Annotated in this window: 21 protein-coding genes and 1 riboswitch; of the genes, 2 read left to right on the top strand and 19 right to left on the bottom strand. The window is 62.9% G+C overall.

The window, feature by feature from the left end:
- Positions 1 to 11: 11 nt before the first annotated feature.
- Positions 12 to 503 (bottom strand): Lrp/AsnC family transcriptional regulator, encoded by a 492-nt coding sequence (locus G3N64_RS09430; RefSeq protein ID WP_205783588.1) that lies wholly within the window; start codon positions 501 to 503, stop codon positions 12 to 14.
- 156 nt (positions 504 to 659) lie between these two features.
- Between G3N64_RS09430 and glmS the strand changes: the two genes are divergently transcribed.
- Positions 660 to 2,489 carry a glutamine--fructose-6-phosphate transaminase (isomerizing) gene (glmS, locus tag G3N64_RS09435; protein WP_205783589.1) on the top strand — a complete coding sequence of 610 codons (1,830 nt, stop codon included), beginning with the start codon at positions 660 to 662 and terminating at the stop codon, positions 2,487 to 2,489.
- 321 nt (positions 2,490 to 2,810) lie between these two features.
- Here the strand turns inward: glmS and G3N64_RS09440 are convergent, their stop codons facing one another.
- The 9 genes from G3N64_RS09440 to G3N64_RS39685 form a co-directional block, all read right to left on the bottom strand.
- Complete coding sequence (locus G3N64_RS09440) at positions 2,811 to 3,623, bottom strand: hypothetical protein (protein ID WP_205783590.1); 813 nt, start codon at positions 3,621 to 3,623, stop codon at positions 2,811 to 2,813.
- Between the two features lie 247 nt (positions 3,624 to 3,870).
- Entirely contained in the window at positions 3,871 to 4,020 is a 150-nt protein-coding gene (locus tag G3N64_RS39680) for a helix-turn-helix domain-containing protein (protein WP_346778809.1), read from the bottom strand.
- A gap of 153 nt (positions 4,021 to 4,173) precedes the next feature.
- Positions 4,174 to 4,635 (bottom strand): MarR family transcriptional regulator, encoded by a 462-nt coding sequence (locus tag G3N64_RS09450; protein ID WP_205783591.1) that lies wholly within the window; start codon positions 4,633 to 4,635, stop codon positions 4,174 to 4,176.
- A gap of 163 nt (positions 4,636 to 4,798) precedes the next feature.
- Positions 4,799 to 5,512, bottom strand: coding sequence for an SDR family oxidoreductase (locus tag G3N64_RS09455; RefSeq protein ID WP_205783592.1), 714 nt, complete (start codon positions 5,510 to 5,512; stop codon positions 4,799 to 4,801).
- Positions 5,513 to 5,991: 479 nt separating this feature from the next.
- The gene (locus G3N64_RS09460) at positions 5,992 to 6,873 is read right to left on the bottom strand and encodes an NmrA family NAD(P)-binding protein (RefSeq protein WP_205783593.1); all 882 of its coding nucleotides are present in this window, start codon (positions 6,871 to 6,873) and stop codon (positions 5,992 to 5,994) included.
- A gap of 298 nt (positions 6,874 to 7,171) precedes the next feature.
- Positions 7,172 to 7,504, bottom strand: a complete 333-nt coding sequence (locus G3N64_RS09465) for a hypothetical protein (RefSeq protein WP_205783594.1) — start codon at positions 7,502 to 7,504, stop codon at positions 7,172 to 7,174.
- 42 nt (positions 7,505 to 7,546) lie between these two features.
- Positions 7,547 to 7,652, bottom strand: a riboswitch (SAM-I-IV-variant riboswitch).
- Between the two features lie 141 nt (positions 7,653 to 7,793).
- Positions 7,794 to 8,246 carry a hypothetical protein gene (locus G3N64_RS09470; RefSeq protein WP_205783595.1) on the bottom strand — a complete coding sequence of 151 codons (453 nt, stop codon included), beginning with the start codon at positions 8,244 to 8,246 and terminating at the stop codon, positions 7,794 to 7,796.
- The gene (locus G3N64_RS09475; protein ID WP_205783596.1) at positions 8,233 to 8,805 is read right to left on the bottom strand and encodes a nucleotidyltransferase domain-containing protein; all 573 of its coding nucleotides are present in this window, start codon (positions 8,803 to 8,805) and stop codon (positions 8,233 to 8,235) included. Before G3N64_RS09475 ends, G3N64_RS09470 begins: the two co-directional genes overlap by 14 nt.
- 439 nt (positions 8,806 to 9,244) lie before the next feature.
- Complete coding sequence (locus G3N64_RS39685) at positions 9,245 to 10,477, bottom strand: hypothetical protein (protein WP_241020862.1); 1,233 nt, start codon at positions 10,475 to 10,477, stop codon at positions 9,245 to 9,247.
- Positions 10,478 to 10,814: 337 nt separating this feature from the next.
- Here G3N64_RS39685 and G3N64_RS09485 point away from each other — a divergent pair, with 337 nt between their 5' ends.
- Entirely contained in the window at positions 10,815 to 11,417 is a 603-nt protein-coding gene (locus tag G3N64_RS09485) for a glutathione S-transferase (RefSeq protein ID WP_205783611.1), read from the top strand.
- Here the strand turns inward: G3N64_RS09485 and G3N64_RS09490 are convergent.
- The 9 genes from G3N64_RS09490 to G3N64_RS09530 all read right to left on the bottom strand — a co-directional run bounded on the left by G3N64_RS09490 (position 11,335) and on the right by G3N64_RS09530 (position 19,373).
- The gene (locus G3N64_RS09490; RefSeq protein WP_205783597.1) at positions 11,335 to 12,423 is read right to left on the bottom strand and encodes a porin; all 1,089 of its coding nucleotides are present in this window, start codon (positions 12,421 to 12,423) and stop codon (positions 11,335 to 11,337) included. The two genes, G3N64_RS09485 and G3N64_RS09490, sit on opposite strands and share 83 nt — an antisense overlap.
- A 196-nt stretch (positions 12,424 to 12,619) precedes the next feature.
- Positions 12,620 to 12,955, bottom strand: coding sequence for a Rieske 2Fe-2S domain-containing protein (locus tag G3N64_RS09495; RefSeq protein ID WP_205783598.1), 336 nt, complete (start codon positions 12,953 to 12,955; stop codon positions 12,620 to 12,622).
- A gap of 3 nt (positions 12,956 to 12,958) precedes the next feature.
- The gene (locus G3N64_RS09500; RefSeq protein WP_205783599.1) at positions 12,959 to 13,270 is read right to left on the bottom strand and encodes a YciI family protein; all 312 of its coding nucleotides are present in this window, start codon (positions 13,268 to 13,270) and stop codon (positions 12,959 to 12,961) included.
- Between the two features lie 5 nt (positions 13,271 to 13,275).
- Positions 13,276 to 14,148, bottom strand: a complete 873-nt coding sequence (locus tag G3N64_RS09505; protein WP_205783600.1) for an intradiol ring-cleavage dioxygenase — start codon at positions 14,146 to 14,148, stop codon at positions 13,276 to 13,278.
- A 28-nt stretch (positions 14,149 to 14,176) separates the two neighbouring features.
- Positions 14,177 to 15,244 carry a maleylacetate reductase gene (locus G3N64_RS09510; protein ID WP_205783601.1) on the bottom strand — a complete coding sequence of 356 codons (1,068 nt, stop codon included), beginning with the start codon at positions 15,242 to 15,244 and terminating at the stop codon, positions 14,177 to 14,179.
- Between the two features lie 8 nt (positions 15,245 to 15,252).
- Positions 15,253 to 16,719, bottom strand: a complete 1,467-nt coding sequence (locus G3N64_RS09515; RefSeq protein WP_205783602.1) for an aldehyde dehydrogenase family protein — start codon at positions 16,717 to 16,719, stop codon at positions 15,253 to 15,255.
- 56 nt (positions 16,720 to 16,775) lie between these two features.
- Positions 16,776 to 17,795, bottom strand: coding sequence for a hydroxyquinol 1,2-dioxygenase (locus tag G3N64_RS09520; RefSeq protein ID WP_205783603.1), 1,020 nt, complete (start codon positions 17,793 to 17,795; stop codon positions 16,776 to 16,778).
- A 38-nt stretch (positions 17,796 to 17,833) separates the two neighbouring features.
- Positions 17,834 to 18,328: a hydroxyquinol 1,2-dioxygenase gene (locus G3N64_RS09525; RefSeq protein ID WP_205783604.1), complete on the bottom strand. Its 495-nt coding sequence runs from the start codon at positions 18,326 to 18,328 to the stop codon at positions 17,834 to 17,836.
- A gap of 115 nt (positions 18,329 to 18,443) precedes the next feature.
- Positions 18,444 to 19,373: a LysR family transcriptional regulator gene (locus G3N64_RS09530; RefSeq protein WP_205783612.1), complete on the bottom strand. Its 930-nt coding sequence runs from the start codon at positions 19,371 to 19,373 to the stop codon at positions 18,444 to 18,446.
- Between the last annotated feature and the right edge of the window lie 306 nt (positions 19,374 to 19,679).

Here is a 19,679-nt window from a genome sequence, read left to right on the forward strand (position 1 = left end):
CGAATGCGCGATCACGCGCGCTTGCGCATCGCATGCGTGACCCGCGCGTTCGCCTCGAATTTCGCGCGATGCGTCGAGAAGAACGTCCGCACGTTGCGGACGTTCGATGCGCCGGTGAACAGCCGCCGCGCGAATTCGTCGTACTCGGCGACGTCGGCCAGATCGGCCACCACGACGAAATGCGGCCCCGGCGACACGCGATAGCACTGCGTGACGGCCGGCTCCGCGCACACGTACGCTTCGAACGCGTCGTAGTCTTCCGCCGTCTGCCGGTCGAGGCTGATCTCGATCAGCGCGGTGACGGCCGTGCCGATCGCGACCGGGTCGAGCACCGCGACCTGCCGGCGGATCACGCCGGCTTCCGTCAGCCGCCGCACGCGGCGCATGCAGGTGGGCGGCGACGACAGCGCGCGCTCGGCCAGTTGCAGGTTCGACACCGACGCGTCGTCCTGCAGGATCGCGAGGATGCGCAGGTCGAGATCGTCGAGGGTAATGCCGGCCATCGGCGGCTCCTTCCGGTCAGGGAGTGAAATTTAATTTCAACATGATAGACGATCTCCTATCCATTTCATTTCTATTTGTATTTTGAAATTTAATTCCATTTGACTCGCCCTACCATCGCTCTCACGGATCCAGACAGGACATTTACGGAGCGCGATATGTGTGGAATTGTCGGGGCGGTCGCCCAGCGGGACATCCTGCCGAACCTGGTCGACGGCCTGAAACGGCTCGAATACCGCGGCTACGATTCATGCGGCGTCGTGGTCTACCGCGACCGGGCGCTGGCGCGGGCACGCAGCGTCGATCGCGTCGCGAACCTGCAACGTGAGATCGCCGAACAGGCACTGTCGGGCTACACCGGCATCGCGCATACGCGCTGGGCCACGCATGGCGCGCCCGTCACGCTCAACGCACATCCGCACTTCTCGCCGAGCGACGCCAATGCGCGCATCGCGCTGTCGCATAACGGGATCATCGAGAACTGCGATCAACTGCGCGCGGAACTCCAGGCGCACGGCTACGTGTTCGCGAGCCAGACCGACAGCGAGGCGATCGCGCACCTGGTCGATCACCTGTATGACGGCGATTTGTTCGATGCGGTCCGGCGCGCGGTCGCGCGACTGCGCGGCAGCTATGCGATCGCGGTGATGTGCCGCGACGAGCCGCACCGGATCGTCGGCGCGCGCGACGGGATGCCGCTCGTGGTCGGGGTCGGTGAAGGGGAGAATTTTCTGGCGTCGGATGCGATTGCGCTGTCGGGGATTACCGATCGCATCGCTTACCTCGAGAACGGTGACGTTGCGGATATTCAACTGCATCGCTACTGGATCGTCGATGCGGCCGGCCAGCGCGTCGAGCGCGCAGTGCAGCGGGTCGCCGCGCATAGCGGTGCGGCCGATCTCGGATCGTATCGCTACTACATGCAGAAGGAGATCTTCGAACAGCCGCAGGCGGTGGCCGATACGTTGCTCGATGTGTCCTCGATCATGCCGGAGCTGTTTGGCGACGGTGCGTGGCGGGTGTTCAATGACGTCGATTCGGTTTTGCTGCTCGCGTGTGGCGGTAGTTATCACGCGGCGCTCACCGCGAAGTACTGGATCGAGAGCATCGCGAAGCTGCCGGCCAGCGTGGAAATTGCGAGCGAGTTCCGGTATCGCGACAGTGTGCCGAATCCGCGCACGCTCGTCGTCGCGGTGTCGCAAAGCGGCGAGACGGCCGACGTGCTTGGTGCGGTGCATGTCGCGAAGCGCATCGGGATGATGCATACGCTCGCGATCTGCAACGTCGCGACGAGTGCGTTGATGCGCGAATGTGCGCTGCAGTTTGTCACGCGCGCAGGGATCGAGATCGGGGTGGCTTCGACGAAGGCTTTTACTACGCAGCTCGTTGCGTTGTTTCTGCTGACGCTATCGCTTGCGCAGGTGCGTGGGCGGTTAAGCGACGACGAAGAGAAGGAACATCTGCGCGCGCTGCGGCATCTGCCCGATGCGATGTCGAAAGTGCTCGCGCTGGAGCCGCAGATCATGGCGTGGTCGGAACTGCTCGCAAGGCGCGACAACATGCTGTTTCTCGGGCGCGGGATGCATTACCCGATCGCGCTGGAAGGCGCGCTGAAGATGAAGGAGATTTCGTATATTCACGCGGAAGCTTATCCAGCGGGGGAGCTGAAGCATGGGCCGCTGGCGCTGGTGAGTAACGAAATGCCGGTGATTGCGGTTGCGCCGAATGACATGCTGCTCGAAAAGCTCAGGTCGAACATGCATGAGGTCAGTGCGCGGAATGGCAAGCTCTTTGTGTTCGCGGATGTGGGCTGCGGGTTGGTGCCGAGTGAAGGGATCGAGGTGATTCGGCTCAATGAGTACTACGGGCCGCTTTCGCCGATTCTGCATACGGTGCCGATGCAATTGCTCGCATATCACGCTGCGCTGGCGCGGGGGACGGATATCGATAAGCCAAGGAATCTCGCGAAGTCGGTGACGGTGGAGTGAGGGTTTCCGCAGCAGCACAATCCGGCCTGACGTGGCGCCGCCGCCGTATGCCGCGGCGTCACCCGCGACCACGCTCCCGCCGATACTCCGCCCGAGTCTTCCCCGCCAGCTTTGCGGATATCGCGCGTCAAGCGAGCCTGATCGAGATACCCGAGAGGGCATGAGCCAGTTCCGCGAGATCGACAGATCACCCGCTTCGGCGTCACGCCCACATCGCTGGAAAAGCACTGCTGCAGCGTGCGCTCGCTCACCCCTGCACGCTCGAAATGTTCCGTTGCGGAGCCCCTTTACCGGAGGCCAAAGACTCGCGCAAGAAACACGCTATTTCGAGAGACTCAGCTTCTTCAACAACACCGCACCACTCGCCGGACTCACGAGCGAAATGGATTCGATATCCAGGTACAACCTCGAAGTCCTCGTCGTGATGTCGGTCGGCTCGTCGTTGCTCGGCTCGGCGTGCTCGACGTGTTCGGTCAGGTACGGCCGGACCAGGCGCCCGGAAAGAGCGAACGCGAACCCGCCATGCATTTGCGCGTACGCAGCGCGTGACAGCCTCACGCGGCCGCGCACGGTGGACTTCCTGCCTTTTCCGGGATCGAGTTCGATGATGTCGATCTGCTGGATATAGCCTTTTGCCTTCGCCTCGGGTGCGATCACGAGCCCTCGCCCTCGCGGCCCGGTAATGACCTTTCTGAGCAGGATGCCTGTCCGGCCTTCGCCGTCGGCGTCGACCAGGTCGACGTTCACCTTCAGCAGATGCTTCTGCGACTGATATCGCAGCCCGTACGACACCGGCACCAGGAAAGTTACCTCGCGATCCAGGTTGACCGCGGCCAGGTCGGCGTTCTGGCCATGCTTGTCGGCTACGCCGGGGATCAGGCTGCGGACGCGATCGCTCAGGGACGGGGACGCGCTTTTGACGTGCAGCTTCTCCAGTGCTTCCCGAATCGCAACCGGATCGTCGCCGACAATCGGCCGCGTGAGCGACGTGTTGGCCGAAACGGCAGGCGCGACGCTCGCCGTTTCGTTGACATTGTCGGCCGCTGCACGCGTCGCGACTGGGGCCAGCATGATCGCCACGGCGACGACGCACGCGACATTCATACGGCCCAACATGGATATCCGGTGAAACACGACAAACTCCTGATTTTCTGGCGGATCGGTCGACTACGAGATCGGCAGGATCAAACGATCGGTAACGTAACAACCGTTCGGGTTCACCGATCGCCTGCGCGACACATCATAGGTTCATTGTCAGTTCGGCGGCAGGCCGGCGCATCACACTATCGTATTGCCCAGACTACAACAATCCACGACAAGCGAGCAGCAACGCGACGGGCGGGGGCAGTGACATTCCGTTGCCCGTCGCGAAACCGCAACCTCACTCCTGCCGATCCTCCCGCCTGTATTCCGCCGGCGCCTTCCCCACCAGCTTGCGGAAATCGCGCGTGAAATGCGCCTGATCGAAATACCCGAGCGCATGAGCCAGCTCCGCGAAATCGACCGGTTCGCCGCCGATCGAACACCAGATTCACGCACGGATACGGCAGTGTGCGCTGCACGTACGGTTGCTGGTCGCGCAGATCCCATTCGACGATCCAGTGGTGACAGGCGGTTTCATAGCCCTTCCTCGAATGATGACTGGTGTCACGAATCGTGTGGCCGTCGCAATGCATCCGCAGGCTTAACCTTCTGACGAACGCATCGGCACGTCGCCGACGACCACCCCTCTCAACCCCTCCCGCAACGCCGTAACATTGTCTGCACCGTTCAGTTGCTCAAACTCCCGTTGCGCCTCCCGCCAGAGAGGGGCCGCCCTTTCGTGCAGGCGCCGCCCTTCCTCGGTGAGTTCGATCAGGCGGCTTCGGCCGTCCGTGGGCGACGGCTTGATCGTGACAAAGCCGTCGCGTTCCAGGAAGCCGACCATTTTCCCCATCGCCGTTCGTTCGATATCGAGCCGTTCGGCAAGGGCGTTGACCGGGGTACTTCCCACCTCGTTCAGGGCGGCCAGGGTGAGGAATTGCGTGATGCGCAGGCCCGCGGGCTCGAGATGGCTATCGTAGAGCCGGGAGATCTGCCTGCTCGTTTTCCTTACGGCGAAGCAGTTGCATTGATCGATTCCAAGCGGCTGGTTGACCGGCAACATCTGTTCTACTCCTGATTTCGGTTAATGGCGCGAACGCCAAGCGTACGTCACATGAAGGTGTGGCGGTATCTTTCGATGAAAGCCGGGAGCGGCGGCGCGGGCGTACGGCGATCCGCGCACCGCATGTCTCGCTGCCGCGACCGTCCCGTGTCATCTGCGGCGTTCAAAGCCCTGCAGGCGGTGTGATGTAGCCGGGTATCTCGGCCGCAAGCGTACTCTTCAGTACCGCTGTCCCCTCGTCGGCCATGACCTCGCTCTTGTCGAGGGCGAGCGCGTCGTAGGTCTGTCGCACGACGTCCTCCGGACTGGCTTTGGGCACGTCGATGCCGTTGGTCAGGTCGGTATCCACGAACCCGACGTGCAGACCGAGAACCTGGATGCCACGCTCGTGCAGATACAGGCGAAGCTGGTTCGTGTAACTCCACGCGGCAGCCTTCGACGCAGCATACGGTGTCAGATAGGGCCGCGGAAGCCACACGATGTCGGAAAGCACGTTGATGATGGCGGCATGCGGCTGGGCCGCCAATATCTGCTCGAAGGCCTGTGTGACGCGCACCACGCCGTAGTAGTTCGTATCGAACATGCGGGCGGATTGCGCTTCCATGTCGGCCGCCAGAGGCCCGTCGATCAGAGCGGCAATCCCCGCGTTGTTGACCAGCACAGTCGTATCCGCCGCCAGTTTCGCGGCCTCGGCGATCGACGCGGGATCCGTGACATCGATCCTGACCGGCACAACGCCCGGCTCGTCGAAACCGCTCGTGTTGCGCATGCCCGCATAGACTTTCGCCGCCCCGCGACGACGTGCCTCTCGCGCAAAAGCCAGACCCAGGCCGCGATTGGCACCGGTGATGAAAACGGTGGCGTTCTTGATTTCCATCACATGCTCCTCGTTTAAAAGCCGCACGCCGGGTGCGAGTCGACGCCCGCCGCCAGCCTGCGCGTGCTCGGTTCAAAGAAAGACGTTTTCCGGCAACTGCTTCGAGAGCGCCCCCCCGCAGATGGGTGGCGAGCGTCAGTACAGCGCCAAGCGGGCCCATCCGCACGCTGACTCGCGGCACCGATCCGTCGGCATTGCGCTCGACGACAACGACCGCGCTCAACTTCTCGCCGCTCGTCAGGACAGCCTCGTATTCAAGAAAAAGCCGCGAGCCGACGGATTGAAGAAAAGTGGGCGTCTGTGACGCGTAGCAGGTTCCGACGGCGTCGACGGCAAGCCGGATTTCGTCGCGTCCGATGACGGGACCACGCAACACCGAGCTGATCAGTTCCGCGTCAGCCGTCAGATCGTCGAGAAACGGGTGACGCTCGTCTTGAGTGAGTGACATTTTCAATCCTCGATTCGTTTTAAGGATGGGTTCACGCGAATGCCGACCGATTCCTGGCGACGAACTGCTGGACCGACAGCGGCGGCTTCCCGGTGATTGTCTCGACGACATCGTTGGTGCCCGAGAAAATGCCGTCGCGGTAGTTCTGCGCGACTTCGACCAGATGCTGCGCGAGGAACGGCGGAAACTTGTAAAGGGTTTCCATCTTGATTCGGAATGCCTCGATGGAAGTCGGCGCGTATTCGATCCGGGTGCCGAGAACCTCGCTCATCGCGGCTGCGATCTCGACATGGTTCATCTCGACGGGGCCGTGGAGCGTGTAGGTCTTGCCCTCGTGGCCTGCGGGGTTGGCGAGGAGATGAGCGATGACGCGCCCCTGATCGTCGGAGGCGATGGGCGCGTGACGGCCGTTGCCAAACGGAAATTCAATCTTCCTCGTGGCCCGGATTTCCTTTGCAAAATGCGGATAGACGAGCCAATCGGCGAAGAAGGTGGGGCGCAAATGCGTCGTCGCGACACCCGACCAATCAAAGACCCGTTCGGACACCCAGTGATCCTGTGCCGCGTGGCTCGCCGACTCACGGCGCGCGGAAATCTGCGACATGTTGACGATCGCCGAGACGCCCGCTTCCTTTGCTGCCTGCGCGAAATAGGCCGCTGCCCCGATGATTCCCGGCGCGATCGGATGAAGGAAATAGGCTGACCGGATGCCTTCCATCGCTGCCCGAATATCGTTGATGTCGGTGAAGTCGCCCACCGCGATTTCGACACCGCGCCGCCTCAGGGCGGCCGCCCGGTCGTCATCCGCGCGCACATAGGCCCGCACGCGTTTGCCCATCTTGAGCAGTTCGTCAATGGCAATACCGCCGGTCCGTCCGGTTGCACCGCTCACAAGAATGTCGACCTCGTTCATCGCTTCGCTCCGTTCAAAAGTGAGAGCATATGCTCCCTTCAGGCAAAGATAGGAGCATGTGCTCTTATTGTCAAGTTTTTCTGGTTGCGTGCACGCCGAGGCACGCCACGCTCCATTCAGCCGGCGGGATTGCGGACACGAGTGCACAGCTCGAAATGGCCGAACGGAGGCAGCCGATCTGACGCTGCCTGTTTGATCTGGTCCTATCTTTGACAAGGGAGGGCATCATTGCCCGCCCTCTTCGGCCGATACGGCGGCGACGAGAATCCATCGTCTGACGGCCACTCCCCGGTGAATTTCAGGAGGCGGCCGACCCGGCCCGCACGAAATGATGTTCCACCCTCGTGCGCAGTACGCCATCGAGCGCGGCAAGGCGTTCGCGCAGTCGAACCGCTTGCCCTTCCGTCATTTCCCCGAGAACGATTTTTTGCTCGAGAACGTCACCACATCGGGCGATGGCCCAACGGTCGACCGTGGCGGTTTCACCTTCGAGTACGGCGGCCGCGGTCGACACAATGCCCGGATTCAATCTCGAGACGAGATGAACCGTATGCGTCAGCGTGAAACCTGGGAGGTAGCGTGACCAGTCTTCACAGACTGTCGGACAGGAAGCAGAGGTAGCTTGACGCATGGTTGCTCCGGATGAGTGGTTATCGAACCGGTGCCAGCCATGCTGCTCCCGTTTCGTTGCCGTCAATCGGCCGCATCGCCTCAAAGGCGTCCACCTTGCCCGGGAGGGCAGGTTGGCGTCGGATATAGTCCGACTCTGGATGCTTGACTTCTCACGTTCGACATTCCGAACGTTGGTTCATTATACCGAAAATCCGACGATGGGCAAGAAGGGGCGGGAGAGAGGCACTTCGGTCGGATGGTGCCGTCGATCCGGCCCGCGTACCGGAGGAGTCTTCACGGTCTGTCAACTACTTGAGAAGGGCCGAATGTTCTTGCTGAAGCCAGCCACTGGTGAGTTCCATGTATCGGCGCGCTATGTCCAGTGCATCCATGACATCTTGCTCGCTCGCCGTAAAGGCGGCCGTGTACTTGGAGTTTCGCCAGTCCTTCAGCACCTCCACTGTGTCTTGTAACCCTTCCGGCACATTCATCACGACAGCCGCAGCTTGCAGCGCTGCATTGTGGTGTCCGTTCTGGGCGGTAACGCGAACTTTTTGCGTGGCCAGCACCGTCAGGACACAGAAGAACACGGCGTCGTAAGCGGCATCCACGCGCGTGCTCGATGCGTTTTCCTTGCGCCGTGCGTCGTCAAGCTTCTTGCCGGCTTCTTGCAGCCAGCCAGTGATCTGGGCCTTGTTGATCGTCGTGGCGCGCTTCAGTGGCGTGTCGGGTTCGTTCAGCAAATCGTCAAGTCGTGCCATCCAGGTGTCCTATTATCGAAATCCTTGGACTCTTCTGTACATCCAAGGCAAACGGGTCTTCGTCAAGAATGAGTTGATGAAACTGCTCTTTGGTAAAAGCGGAGGCATGAAATGGCCGCCCATATTTTCGAGAGAGCGGCCGCAGTGCTGCGTTGGTCTTCAATTCCGAAACGGCACCCAATACGAGCACATCAATGTCGCTCGATGCCTTTTCCTCGTTCCGCGCGTACGAGCCGAAGACGAACGCTGACTCGATTCCCGGCTGATCGCGCAGCACTTCGCGCAAGTCGTTCACGAGTTCAGTGTTTTGGCGTAGAAGCGCGCCGAGGAAGTTAAGCGCGGGGTCATCCGTAACCCGAAAGCCAGTTTTCTGGGCTCGCCTGACGAGGCCTACCTGCTCCCACTTTTGTAACAACCGGTGGACGTTACCGGGGTCAAGCGCCGTGGCAGCAGCCAGCTCTCTGGCGCTAAATGTTTGTTCCGGGTGTTCGAACAAATGTTGGAGCACTTTGAAACGGCCCATGCCACCAAATAATTCGGCAAACATTTTGTCGTTCACCACTGACCTCCTTTAATCCGCTTCCTGACTCCGGCAACATTCGGCGGCCGATGTTATGCAATATACAACCGTTGTTGTATATTGCACAACATCGTGTTCATCTCCCGATTTCGCCTATGGGATGCGCACGCCGCCTCGTTTGGTGCCCATTTCGTTCATCGATTCCGTTGTTCAACCCACAACGACTGTTGTATTTTACACAACGACAATCACTTCATCCTGTTGCCTATTGCACAACGGACGTTGTTCAATCCACAACAGTCTTGGGCATGGGTATCAAGAGGCCTGTCTGCAGTTGTTGCCTGGGTTCCGGTACACGGCGGCCAAGTCCATCGTGGAATTGCGTGAGCAACTCGAGGGGGCGCGCCGCCTATGAGGACAATTCACCACATCAGCCCTCGTGCAACGCCACGGGCAACTCGATGGCGAGCTTTGCCCCTCACGCGATGTACTTGTTCTTGATCCGAATATCCCGCCCCTGAAACGGCCCCGTATCGTGCTCATGCACATGCACGATCACCTGCTTCTGATCGAACACCCTCGACACTTCGCGGAAATCCTGATTCACGCGTTTCATGCCTTCGAACAGTTCTCCATGCAGCGCCGCATCGTCGAGCTGCATCGCCACACTGCCCGACGCCCGTTCGAGGTGGACATGCAGGAAACTCGTCAACTCCGCATCCTCGGTCGTAGCGAGCTGGAACGTGCTGATCGAGTCGTGTAACACCGGCGAAGCGGACAGAATCTGCTCGATATCCGACGGCAACACTTTCGCGCCATAGAACGGCACGCTCGAATCATTACGCCCGTACACGAACAGAAACGGAAAATGGCTGGTCCGCGACGCAAAATCCGTCAGGCGCATGCCATGTGCCGACAGACGCTTGTTCAGCTCGCGGAATGTATACGTGCCACCCGAATCACGAATGTTGTACCGGATCTTCGGCGCCGCACCGGACTGTCGCCCGATGGTCACCAGCAGTTCGCCGTCGTCATTCGTTTCGATCACGTAGTCGAGCGCGTTGTACTGAAAGATCATCGGCGGCGTATCGCGACCGAACAGCTCGCGGCACAACTCGGGGCGGCTCAGCAGCACACGCCGCAGGCCGATCGTCGTCGGCGTCTCGACGCCGATGTTGATCTCGAGGTCCGACGCGCCATACGACGAAATCACCGTGCTCGCCTTGCGCAACAGGTGGTCGCGCAACGCTTCCGACAACCCTTCTCCGCCGACGATGAAATCGATGTGATACGGCGTCAGGTCGAGATCGCATTCGTCGACCACCGAGCGGACAAACGGCGGGTACCCGAATATCAGGTACCGGTACGTCGGCCCGAACAGCTTCAGCGTGTTGATCAGCTTGGCCTTGTCCGGGCCGATCGACTTCATGATGCCGACGTCGACGAGCGACATCGACACGTTCATGCCAGTCGCCCACGGCCCGAGCGCAAAGCAGTTCAGCAACATCTTGCCGGAGTCTCGAAATACCAGCTGATAGTTCAGCTGCAGGATGCGCTTGACGTCGCTGCGCTCCGCCGCGCTGCGCACCCAGTTGTTCGGCTGGCCCGTCGACCCCGACGATTCGTCGATGACGACGCCCGACTTCGGAATCGCACCGCCATAACAGCGCTGCTCGATCGAATAGCGCTTGATGTAATTTTCCTTGGTCATGGCGGGCAGATCCGACAGTCGCCATTTTCCGCCGGCCTTGTACCCTTCGGCCTTCAGGAACCCGATGTATGCCGGGCACGACGAGCTCGCCTTGAGGAACGCCACTCGGGCGCGCATGCGGCCGACGTAAGTCAGATAGGGCTGAAAGATCGGCGCATTGAGGAACACATAGAGACGTCCGTCGACGCTGATCACGCGGCGAAAGAACCAGAGCGTCCAGAGAACGGCTTCGAGAAAGAGGCGATTGAGCGTGTGCCACAGCGGATTTTTCCAAGACGGCGGCGCATGCCCGTCCTACATTGGACGCCTTCTTCCCGACCGCATTCCGGAGCCCGCCATGCAAGACGACCGTCAACTGATCCTCTACCACGCCCCGCGCAGCCGATCGGCCGGCGCCCGCATGCTGCTCGAAGAACTGGGCGCCGACTATGAACTGCACGCATTCGACCTGTCCGGCGGCAAGCACCACGAACCCGATTACCTGCGCACCAACCCGATGGGCAAGGTGCCCGCACTGCGCCACGGCGAAGTGATCGTCACCGAACAGGCCGCCGTCTACATGTATGCGTCGGAACTGTATCCGGAAGCCGGTCTCTCGCCGGCGGTCGGTGATGCGCTGCGCGGACCGTATCTGCGCTGGATGGTGTTCTACGGTTCGTGCCTCGAGCCGGCCGTCGTCGATCGCTCGATGAATCGCCCGCCCGCACCGTACGCCACGTCGCCCTATGGCGACTTCGATGCCGTCGTCAACGCGATCGGTAGGCGGAGCATGACAAAGCGAATACGACCGCCGCGCCTGCCAGGTAGCACGAAGGCTCAACGCACGGCGGAACTGGATGCGCGTTCCGCCCGCCCCGTCAAAACACCGTATGCAACCCCACCCGCGCCACCGCCTGGCTCGCGGAACTCGAAGCCCCGTTCGGATCCAGCACGCCATTGACCTGCGCATTCGCGCCGCTGTTCGCGCGCTGATAATCCGCCGACACATAAACCATCGTCCGCTTCGAGAACAGGTACTGAAGCGCCACGCTGACCTGATGCGCGTGGTTGTTGTTCACCGCCTCGTTACCCTTCATGTACATGTACTTCGCACCCAGCGCGATATCCGGCCTGACGTGCCACAGCCCGCCCGCTTCGGCCATCCACACGCCGGCGTCGTTGAACGAATTGCGTACGGTGGTCATCAGCGCATTCGCGGTAACGACGCCGAAGTCGTAGTGCATCCCGACGCCCCAGTTGCGCACGCTGGTGGACGGCACGCCGGGCGCGGGGCCGTATTTCTCGTTCGTGTACGCCGCGCCCACACCGAACGGCCCCGCTTCATAGTTCAGCCCGGCGCTGACGGCATTGTCTGCCCCCACCGAACCGGCCACCCCGCCAAACGCATACATCACCCCACCGGAAAAACCCGCGACCGTCGGCGAACGGTACTTGACGGCATTCGCGATCGGCTTGCTGCCTGCCGTGCGGTCCCAATCGAACGCACCGGTCGGATTGTTCGGAAGCGCGAGCCGCTGAAACGGGCCATTCCGGAAGCCATACAGCCCCGAGATGTCCCGCGAAATCGTATTGCCCTTTGAAAACAGCGAATCCACCATGAAGTCATACTGATTGCCCAGCGTGATGCTGCCGAACCGGTTGCTTTCGAGGCCCACGTACGCATTGCGCCCGAAAATCCCGGTCCCGATGATGCTGCCGTTCGCCATCGAGAACTGGTTCACGAGCGCGAACGTCGCGCGATATCCGCCACCGAGGTCTTCCGTGCCGCGAAAGCCGAATAGATTGGGCGCGAATATCCCGTCGTCGAACTTGACGTTCTTCCCACCGCCCTCGTTGCTGACATAAGAGATGCCGGCATCAATCAGCCCGAACATCGTCACGCTGCTCTGTGCCCATGCGCCCTGCGCCACGGCAAGAATCGCCACTGCTCCAAACCTGAGTTTCATGTTGTCTCCGTCTTTTTTATGAAAAGGCAAGGCCGCCACCCGCTACGTGGCAGGTGCTCGCTCTGTGCTGCACAAGGAATCGCCTTCATTCAGGCGTCGATTACCGGATACCTGAAATATGATTAGCTTTACTGATTGATAAGTACGATAAAGGCCGTATCAACCGGCCCTGCCCGCACTCATCGAAACACTCGAATCAAGCGCCTCGATAGATGACCCACGCAGCGGAATCCACCTCGACAGCCACGGCGTCCAACGCCGATCCCGAGCAAGGCCCATCGATACACACGCCATCATCGAACCGGAACAGCGCACTGTGATGGGCGCACATCAATACCTGCGACCGGTAACAGGAAACGCTACCCGGTACGAAATCGAGCGGCACCGAGAAGTGCGGGCAACGATTCACATAAGCCCACACCTGCTCGCCGCGTCTCACGACGATCACGGGACGTCCGATGCATGCTTCATCGACGACCCGCGCGCCGCCGTCGGGCACATCGGAAAAGCGGCAGAGTTGTCGTGCTTCCATGTCTCACACCCTCTGCTCGGGGTTGCCGAGGCTCCAGTCCCACGGCCGCACCTCCACGTGCGAGAACAGCCCCTCCTTCACATAAGGATCGTTGCCGACGAACTGCATCACCGCATGAATGTCGTCCGCCTCCACGACGAGCAGCGTTCCGTTCATCGCGTCGCCGTGCGGGTCCAGCGTCGGGCCGCCGAGCCGCACCACCACGCCGTGCTGGTCGGCCGAGCGCAGGTAACTCCGATGAATCGGCCGCACGCGATCGCGCACGTCGCGCATGCCCGGCTGGTCCGTCGCGAACACCGCGAAAAATCGCGCCATGGCGGTCAGCTCCGGTCGAGGACGAAGTCGTACGTCACTTCGCGATACGGGCCGGCCAGGCCGAACTGACGGGCGAGCGCGTCATCCGCTTCGCACCGGCGATACGCGACCATCAGCGACGGCTTCACGCCGAAGACGGCGTCCGACTTCAGGTACGGATCGTCTTCGTCGAACAGATGCGTAACCAGCGTACGGCAGCCCGGCGCATCGATCATGAAATGCAGATGCGCGGGCCGCCACGGATGCCGGCCGGTGGCGTCGAGCATCTTCCCGACCGGGCCGTCGGTCGGGATCGGATAGCTGATCGGCAGAATCGTCACGATCGCGTAGCGGCCTTCGGCGTCGGTCCGGTAGCGGCCACGCAGGTTGCCGTGCGGCTGCGCCGTGTCCTGCCCGGAATACATGCCGTTTTCCGCGGTCTGCCATACGTCGAGCACGGCGTTCGGCACCGGCTTGCCGTCGGTGGTCAGCACCCGGCCGCGCACGACCGCCGGCACGCCCGGTGTGAGCGCCATGTTCTCGCCATACGCGCGCTCGGGCATCCCCTTGATATAGAACGGGCCGAACACGGTCGTTTCCGTTGCGCCGGTCGCGAAGCGATGGTTGATCGCATCGACCAGCATCGAGACGCCGAGCGTGTCCGACAACAGGATGAACTCCTGCCGCACCGCGTCGTCGCACATCTTCCCCGTGTCGGTCAGGAAGCGGATCGCCGCCATCCACTCCGCCTCCGTCAGTTCCGTTTCGCGGACGAACGCATGAAGATGCCGCACGAGGCTCTGCATCAGCGCGCGCAGGCGCGGATTCGGCGTGCCGTCGAAGCTGGCGACGACCTGCCCGGTCAGCCTCGCGTCGCCGTCATGGTGGTCATGGCTCATGTCTGTCTCCGTTGACGCGTCGGGCCGTTCATTGCGGCGCGCGCCCTTCCCATGCGTGCTGAAGCAGCGCGCGAATCGCCGCACGTTCGATCGGCCGCGGATTCGCATACGGGTTGCGGCACGCGAGGTCGGCCGCTTCGTCGAGACCCGCCTCCGGCATCCCGAGTTCGGCGAGCGCCGGTGCGATGCCGAGCTGCGCGTTCAGCGCGAACAGCAGCGGGCCGGCTTCAGCCGCGTCGTGCCCGCCCAACGCGCGCGCCACGCGGCGCAGCGCATCGGGCGCGGCAGCGTGGTTGTAGTGCGCGGTATGCGGCAGCATCGCCGCATGCGTCTGCGCGTGCGGCAGGTTGAAAGTGCCACCGAGCGTGTGGCACAGCTTGTGGTGCAACGCCATGCCGACCGCGCCCAGGCAGGTTCCCGCAAGCCACGCGCCGTACAGCGCACGGCTACGCGCGTCGCGGTTCGCCGGATCGCGCACGACCACGGGCAGCGCTTCGCCGAGCGCGCGGATCGATTCTTCCGCCATCAGGCTGATCACCGGGTTGGCATCTTCCGCATAGAGCGCCTCGACGGCGTGCGCCATCGCATTGATGCCGGACGCCGCGGAAATGTCCGGCGGCAACGACAACGTCAGCGACGGGTCGTAGAGCACCGTACGCGGCAGCACGCGCGCGTCGCGCCCGGTGCGCTTCAGCCGGCCTTCCGTGAGCCCGAAGATCGGCGTCATCTCCGAGCCGGCATACGTCGTCGGCACGGCCAGGATCGGCAGCACCGACTCGAGCGCAATGGCCTTGCCCAGCCCGATCGTCGACCCGCCGCCGATCGCGATGCAGCAGTCCGCGTCCAGCTCGCCGGCCATCTGGCGAGCCGCGTGCGCGACCTCGACCGGCACGTGCATGACCGCCTGCGCGCAGATGCCCGCAGCACGCTCGCCCAGGATCGCCGCCACGCGCTCGGCGAGCGGCCGCTGCTCGGGCGTGGACAAAATCAGCGCGCGGCGGGCGCCGAGCGTCGACAGCTCGTCCGGCAGCCTGTCGAGCGCGCCCCATTCGAACACCACACGGGAAGGGGTGCCCTGATAGACGAAGCGATCCATGGCCAACCTCAGCGCTTGAAATGCGGCGGCACGTTGCCGTCGACGTTGACCCACACCGACCGCGCTTCCGTGTAGTCGTGCATCGCCTCGAAGCCCATCTCGCGGCCGTAGCCCGACTGGCCCACGCCGCCGAACGGGCTGCCCGGATTGACGCGCTTGTAGCAGTTGATCCAGCACATGCCCGCATTGATCTGCGACGCGATCTTGTGTGCGCGGGAAAGATCCTTCGTCCAGAGGCCGCTGCCCAGCCCGTATTCGGTTGCGTTGGCAATGGCCAGCGCTTCGTCGTCGCTGCCGAAGCGCAGCACCGTCACGAACGGGCCGAACACTTCCTCCTGCGCGACGCGGTCGGCCGCGCTCTTGGCCTCGATGACCGTCGGGCGCACGTAGTAGCCGTTGGCGAGCGCCGGATTTTGCGGCGCGCTGCCGCCCGTGAGCACACGGCCGCCCTGCTCGCGCGCGACGTCGACATACGACAGTACGCGCTCGAGGTGCTGCTTCGACGTCAGCGGCCCCATCTCGGTATCGGCGTCGAGCGGGTTGCCGATGCGGATCGACGACGCGAGCGCGACGAATCGCTCGAGGAACGCGTCCGCGATGCGTTCGTGCAGCACGAGACGCGATCCGGCGATGCACGCCTGCCCCTGGTTGTGGAAGATCGCCCACGCGGCGCCGTTGATGGCCGCGTCGAGGTCGGCATCGTCGAACACGATGTTCGCGCCCTTGCCGCCCAGTTCGAGTTGCACGCGCTTCAGGTTGCCCTGCGACGCTTCGACGATCCGGCGGCCGGTGGCCGTCGATCCCGTGAATGCGATCTTGCCGACACCTGGATGTTCGGCGAGCCGCTGGCCGGCGGTATGCCCGTAGCCGGGGACGATATTGACGACGCCTGCCGGAAACCCGACCTCGGCCATCAGCTCGACGATGCGCAGCGTCGACAGCGGCGTGATTTCCGACGGCTTCAGCACGACGGTGTTGCCGGCCGCGAGCGCCGGGCCCATCTTCCAGCTCGTGAACATCAGCGGAAAATTCCACGGCACGATCTGGCCGACGACACCGATCGGCGCGCGCTGCACGTAGTTCAGGAAGCCGGTTTCGACAGGAATCACCGAGCCTTGCAGCTTGTCGGCCATGCCGCCGAAGTAGCGGAAGCACGCGGCCGTGCGCGGCACGTCGAGCGCACGCGAATCGCGGATCGGGTGGCCGGTGTCCAGCGATTCGAGCTGCGCCAGCTCCTCCGCGCTGGCCTCGATCGCGTCGGCGAGGCGCAGCAGCAACCGGCCGCGTTCGGCGGCCGGCAGCGCCGACCATGTGGGGAACGCACGCGTGGCGGCTTCGACGGCGAGGTCGACGTCCGCCGCGGTGGCTGCCGCGATCTTCGCGATGACGGAGCCGTCGTGCGGATTCAGCACGTCGATCGTGCCGCGGTCGACGGCGTCAACGAAGCGCCCGTCGATGAAGAGTTGGGTTTGCATGAATCGTCCTCGGTGTATTGCAGAAGCTGAATCTGAAGCGAAAGCGCAAGCGCTCGTCAGAACGCGATCGGATACGGCGCGAGCTCGCCGCTCTCGTAGCGTTGCGGCAGATCGGGCGTCGCGTTTTCCCAGACCAGCAGCATCGACCGCTTCGTGGAATAGCCCTGATGCCGGATGTCGGCGGGCATCGCACAGATGTCGCCGGCGCGCATCGTCACGCGTGCGCGCGGCGCGCCGGTGTTCTTGTCGCCGATGTCCCACACGATTTCGTCGGACAGTTGCAGGAACCATTCGACGCGGTCGTTGCCATGGAACACCGGCAGGATGAATTCTTCGGTGGTCGGGCAGAACAGGCTGCGCCCGCACACCGACGTGACCGACGGATTCCACGTCACGTCCGAACGCGACAGGTACTTGAACAGGTTGAACGCGTGGAGTTCGCCTTCGAAGCCCGGCTCGACGTGCACTTCCGGTTCGTCCTGCGCGACGTCGCGGAACGCGCGATTGACCGGCAGGTCGTCGCGCAGCGGCGAATCGCCTTCGAGGCCCGGCATGCGGCGCGTCGCGATGCGCGTACGCTCGATCGCCGAACCGTTGTCGCCGTGCTTGCGCCCGAACGCCGTGCCCGTTTCCTCGGGCGCCGCGAACGGATCGAAGCCTTCGTTCGTCCAGTCGTGCAGCATCGCCTTGAAGGTCGCCATGATCGCGGGCGTGTCGAAGGTCTCGGTGTAGTCGACCCCGGCGTCCTTCAGGATGCCGTTGAACGTGCCCGCATACATGTCCACCTTGCCGTAGTGATTGCGCGTGCCGAACACGTGGTCGAAGTTCACCCAGCCGTAGAAGAAGCCCCACGCCACGTCGCGCATCATCGCGCGCAGGAATGCGTCCGCCGGCATCGCATGCGTGCGTGTCTGGCCTTTCGCGGGCCAGCTGATCTTCACGAAATATTCGTCGCGCTGGAATTCGAACGCGCCGAGCTGGAAGCGGCGGTAGCCGGTGACGGGATCGGCTTCGGAGGCTTGCACCAGATCGGCGGCAAAGCCCACGGAGGGGTCGAGGGTTTCGAGGGTGGCCATAACGTGTCTCCTGGAATAGTCGAATGAGGTCGGACGAATCAGTGCAGGCAGATGTCGGCCCACTTCTCCACCGACAGCTCGCCCAGGACGGTCTGCACGAGCGCGACGCCCGGCTGGCTCGCGGTGAAGCGGTACGCACAGCCGGCCGGCAGCAGCGCCTGATGGCCCTGACGCAATACGACGGAGCCCATCTTGCTGCCGGCCGGTTGCGCACCGGCGCTCACGGTGCCGCGCCCCGATGTCGGCGGCGCATCGAGCTTGATGAATTCGATCCGGACTTCGCCATCCATCTGGATCACGAACTCGTCGTGCGAGCAGGCGAACCACGGCGACTCGCCATCGGTCCGCAGCACTTCGATCACGTATTCGAGGTTCTTGCCGGCGACGACCTTTTCGTAAGGGGCCGACTTCGACGCGACCTCGAAGACATTCGAGAACGCGTAGTGTTGAGCGCTGCCGCTGGTGATTTCGATCTCGCCCTTCCGGTAACGGTCGAGCGAACCAAAGACGGTATGGAATGCCGTGTCGGTCATTTCTGTCTCCTGAGTTGAACCGCTTGTTGGATTCCACTCTAGGGGCAAGGCCCCACCGCAACAAGGCACGGGACGGCGACTACGGCATTTGCGTTTCGCGAATAATCCGCGCGGTTCAACGCACCCAGCCGCGCTCCAGGAGCGGACGATCCCACGGCGATTCGTCGCCGATGGTTTCCGCGAGGAATTCGACCAGCGCCTTCACTTTCAGCGCCTGTCGCTGCGTTGCGGGATAAACGGCGGCAAAGCTCAGCGGCGCGAGTTCGTAGTCGGTCAGGATGGGCACCAGCCGGCCGGCGACGAGCGCCTCGCTCGCCACCAGCGTCGGCAGGCACACGACACCGCCGCCCGACAGCGCGTACTCGCGCAGCAGGTGCACGGAGTTCGAGCGGATCATGCCCGGCAGCTCCATTTCGACGACTTCGTCGCCGCGCGCCATCGTCCAGCGGTTGCGCGACGGATAGCCCGAATAAAGCGCGGTGGTGTGCTGCAGCAAGTCGTGCGGATGTTGTGGCGCACCATGCGCGTCGAGGTACGCAGGCGACGCGCAGAAGAGGCGCCTGACGGTGAACAGCCGCCGTTCGATCAGCGACTCGGAGATCGGCGGGAAGATCTGGAACGCGATGTCGAACCCTTCTTCGACAGGGTCCACGACACGGTCATTGACGATGACGTCGAGCTGGATGCCCGGGTAGCGCCGGTTGAATTCCATCAGCGGCGCACCGAAGTGGTCGAGCGCGAAACCGGGCAGCATCTGGATGCGCAGCCGGCCGGTCGGCGTCGCTCGCAGCTCGCGCATCTGGTCCGTCAGCTCGTTGACGCGCCCCACCACCTCCGCGCACTCGCGATAGAACGCCTCGCCCACTTCGGACAGGCGCACGTGGCGCGTGCTGCGGTGGAACAGCGGCGCGTTGACGAACTTCTCGAGCTGCTGGATGCGGTTCGTCACGACCGAGCTGGTCACGCCAAGCTGCCGCGCCGCCTCGGCGAAGCTGCTCGCCTCCGCCACCCTGACGAATGCCTCGATGCTCAGGAACCGGTCCATACCGCGCCCTTTTTTCGACAGCGAAACCGGCAGTCTACCCGTGCGGATGACGGGCTGTGTCATGCGGGAGGCGTCACTGTGTCACCCAATCGATGTCAATCGCCGATGACGCCGCCCCCCGTTACTATCTTCACGCCCCGATAATTGGGGCTTTGGCCAGCCAGGCCCGGCATGATTCCCGCCCCCAGTCGCAGTCATGATCCGGGGGGTGTTGTCACCGGGCCTGGTGGGTGGCTGGTGATCGCTGATAGGGGTTTGGCCGGGATATCCCGACGCCGTCCGTAACGTGGATGCCGAGACTTGCCA

Origin of the sequence: Burkholderia sp. Ac-20344 (assembly GCF_017104975.1) — a bacterium.
Classification (GTDB): Bacteria; Pseudomonadota; Gammaproteobacteria; order Burkholderiales; family Burkholderiaceae; genus Burkholderia.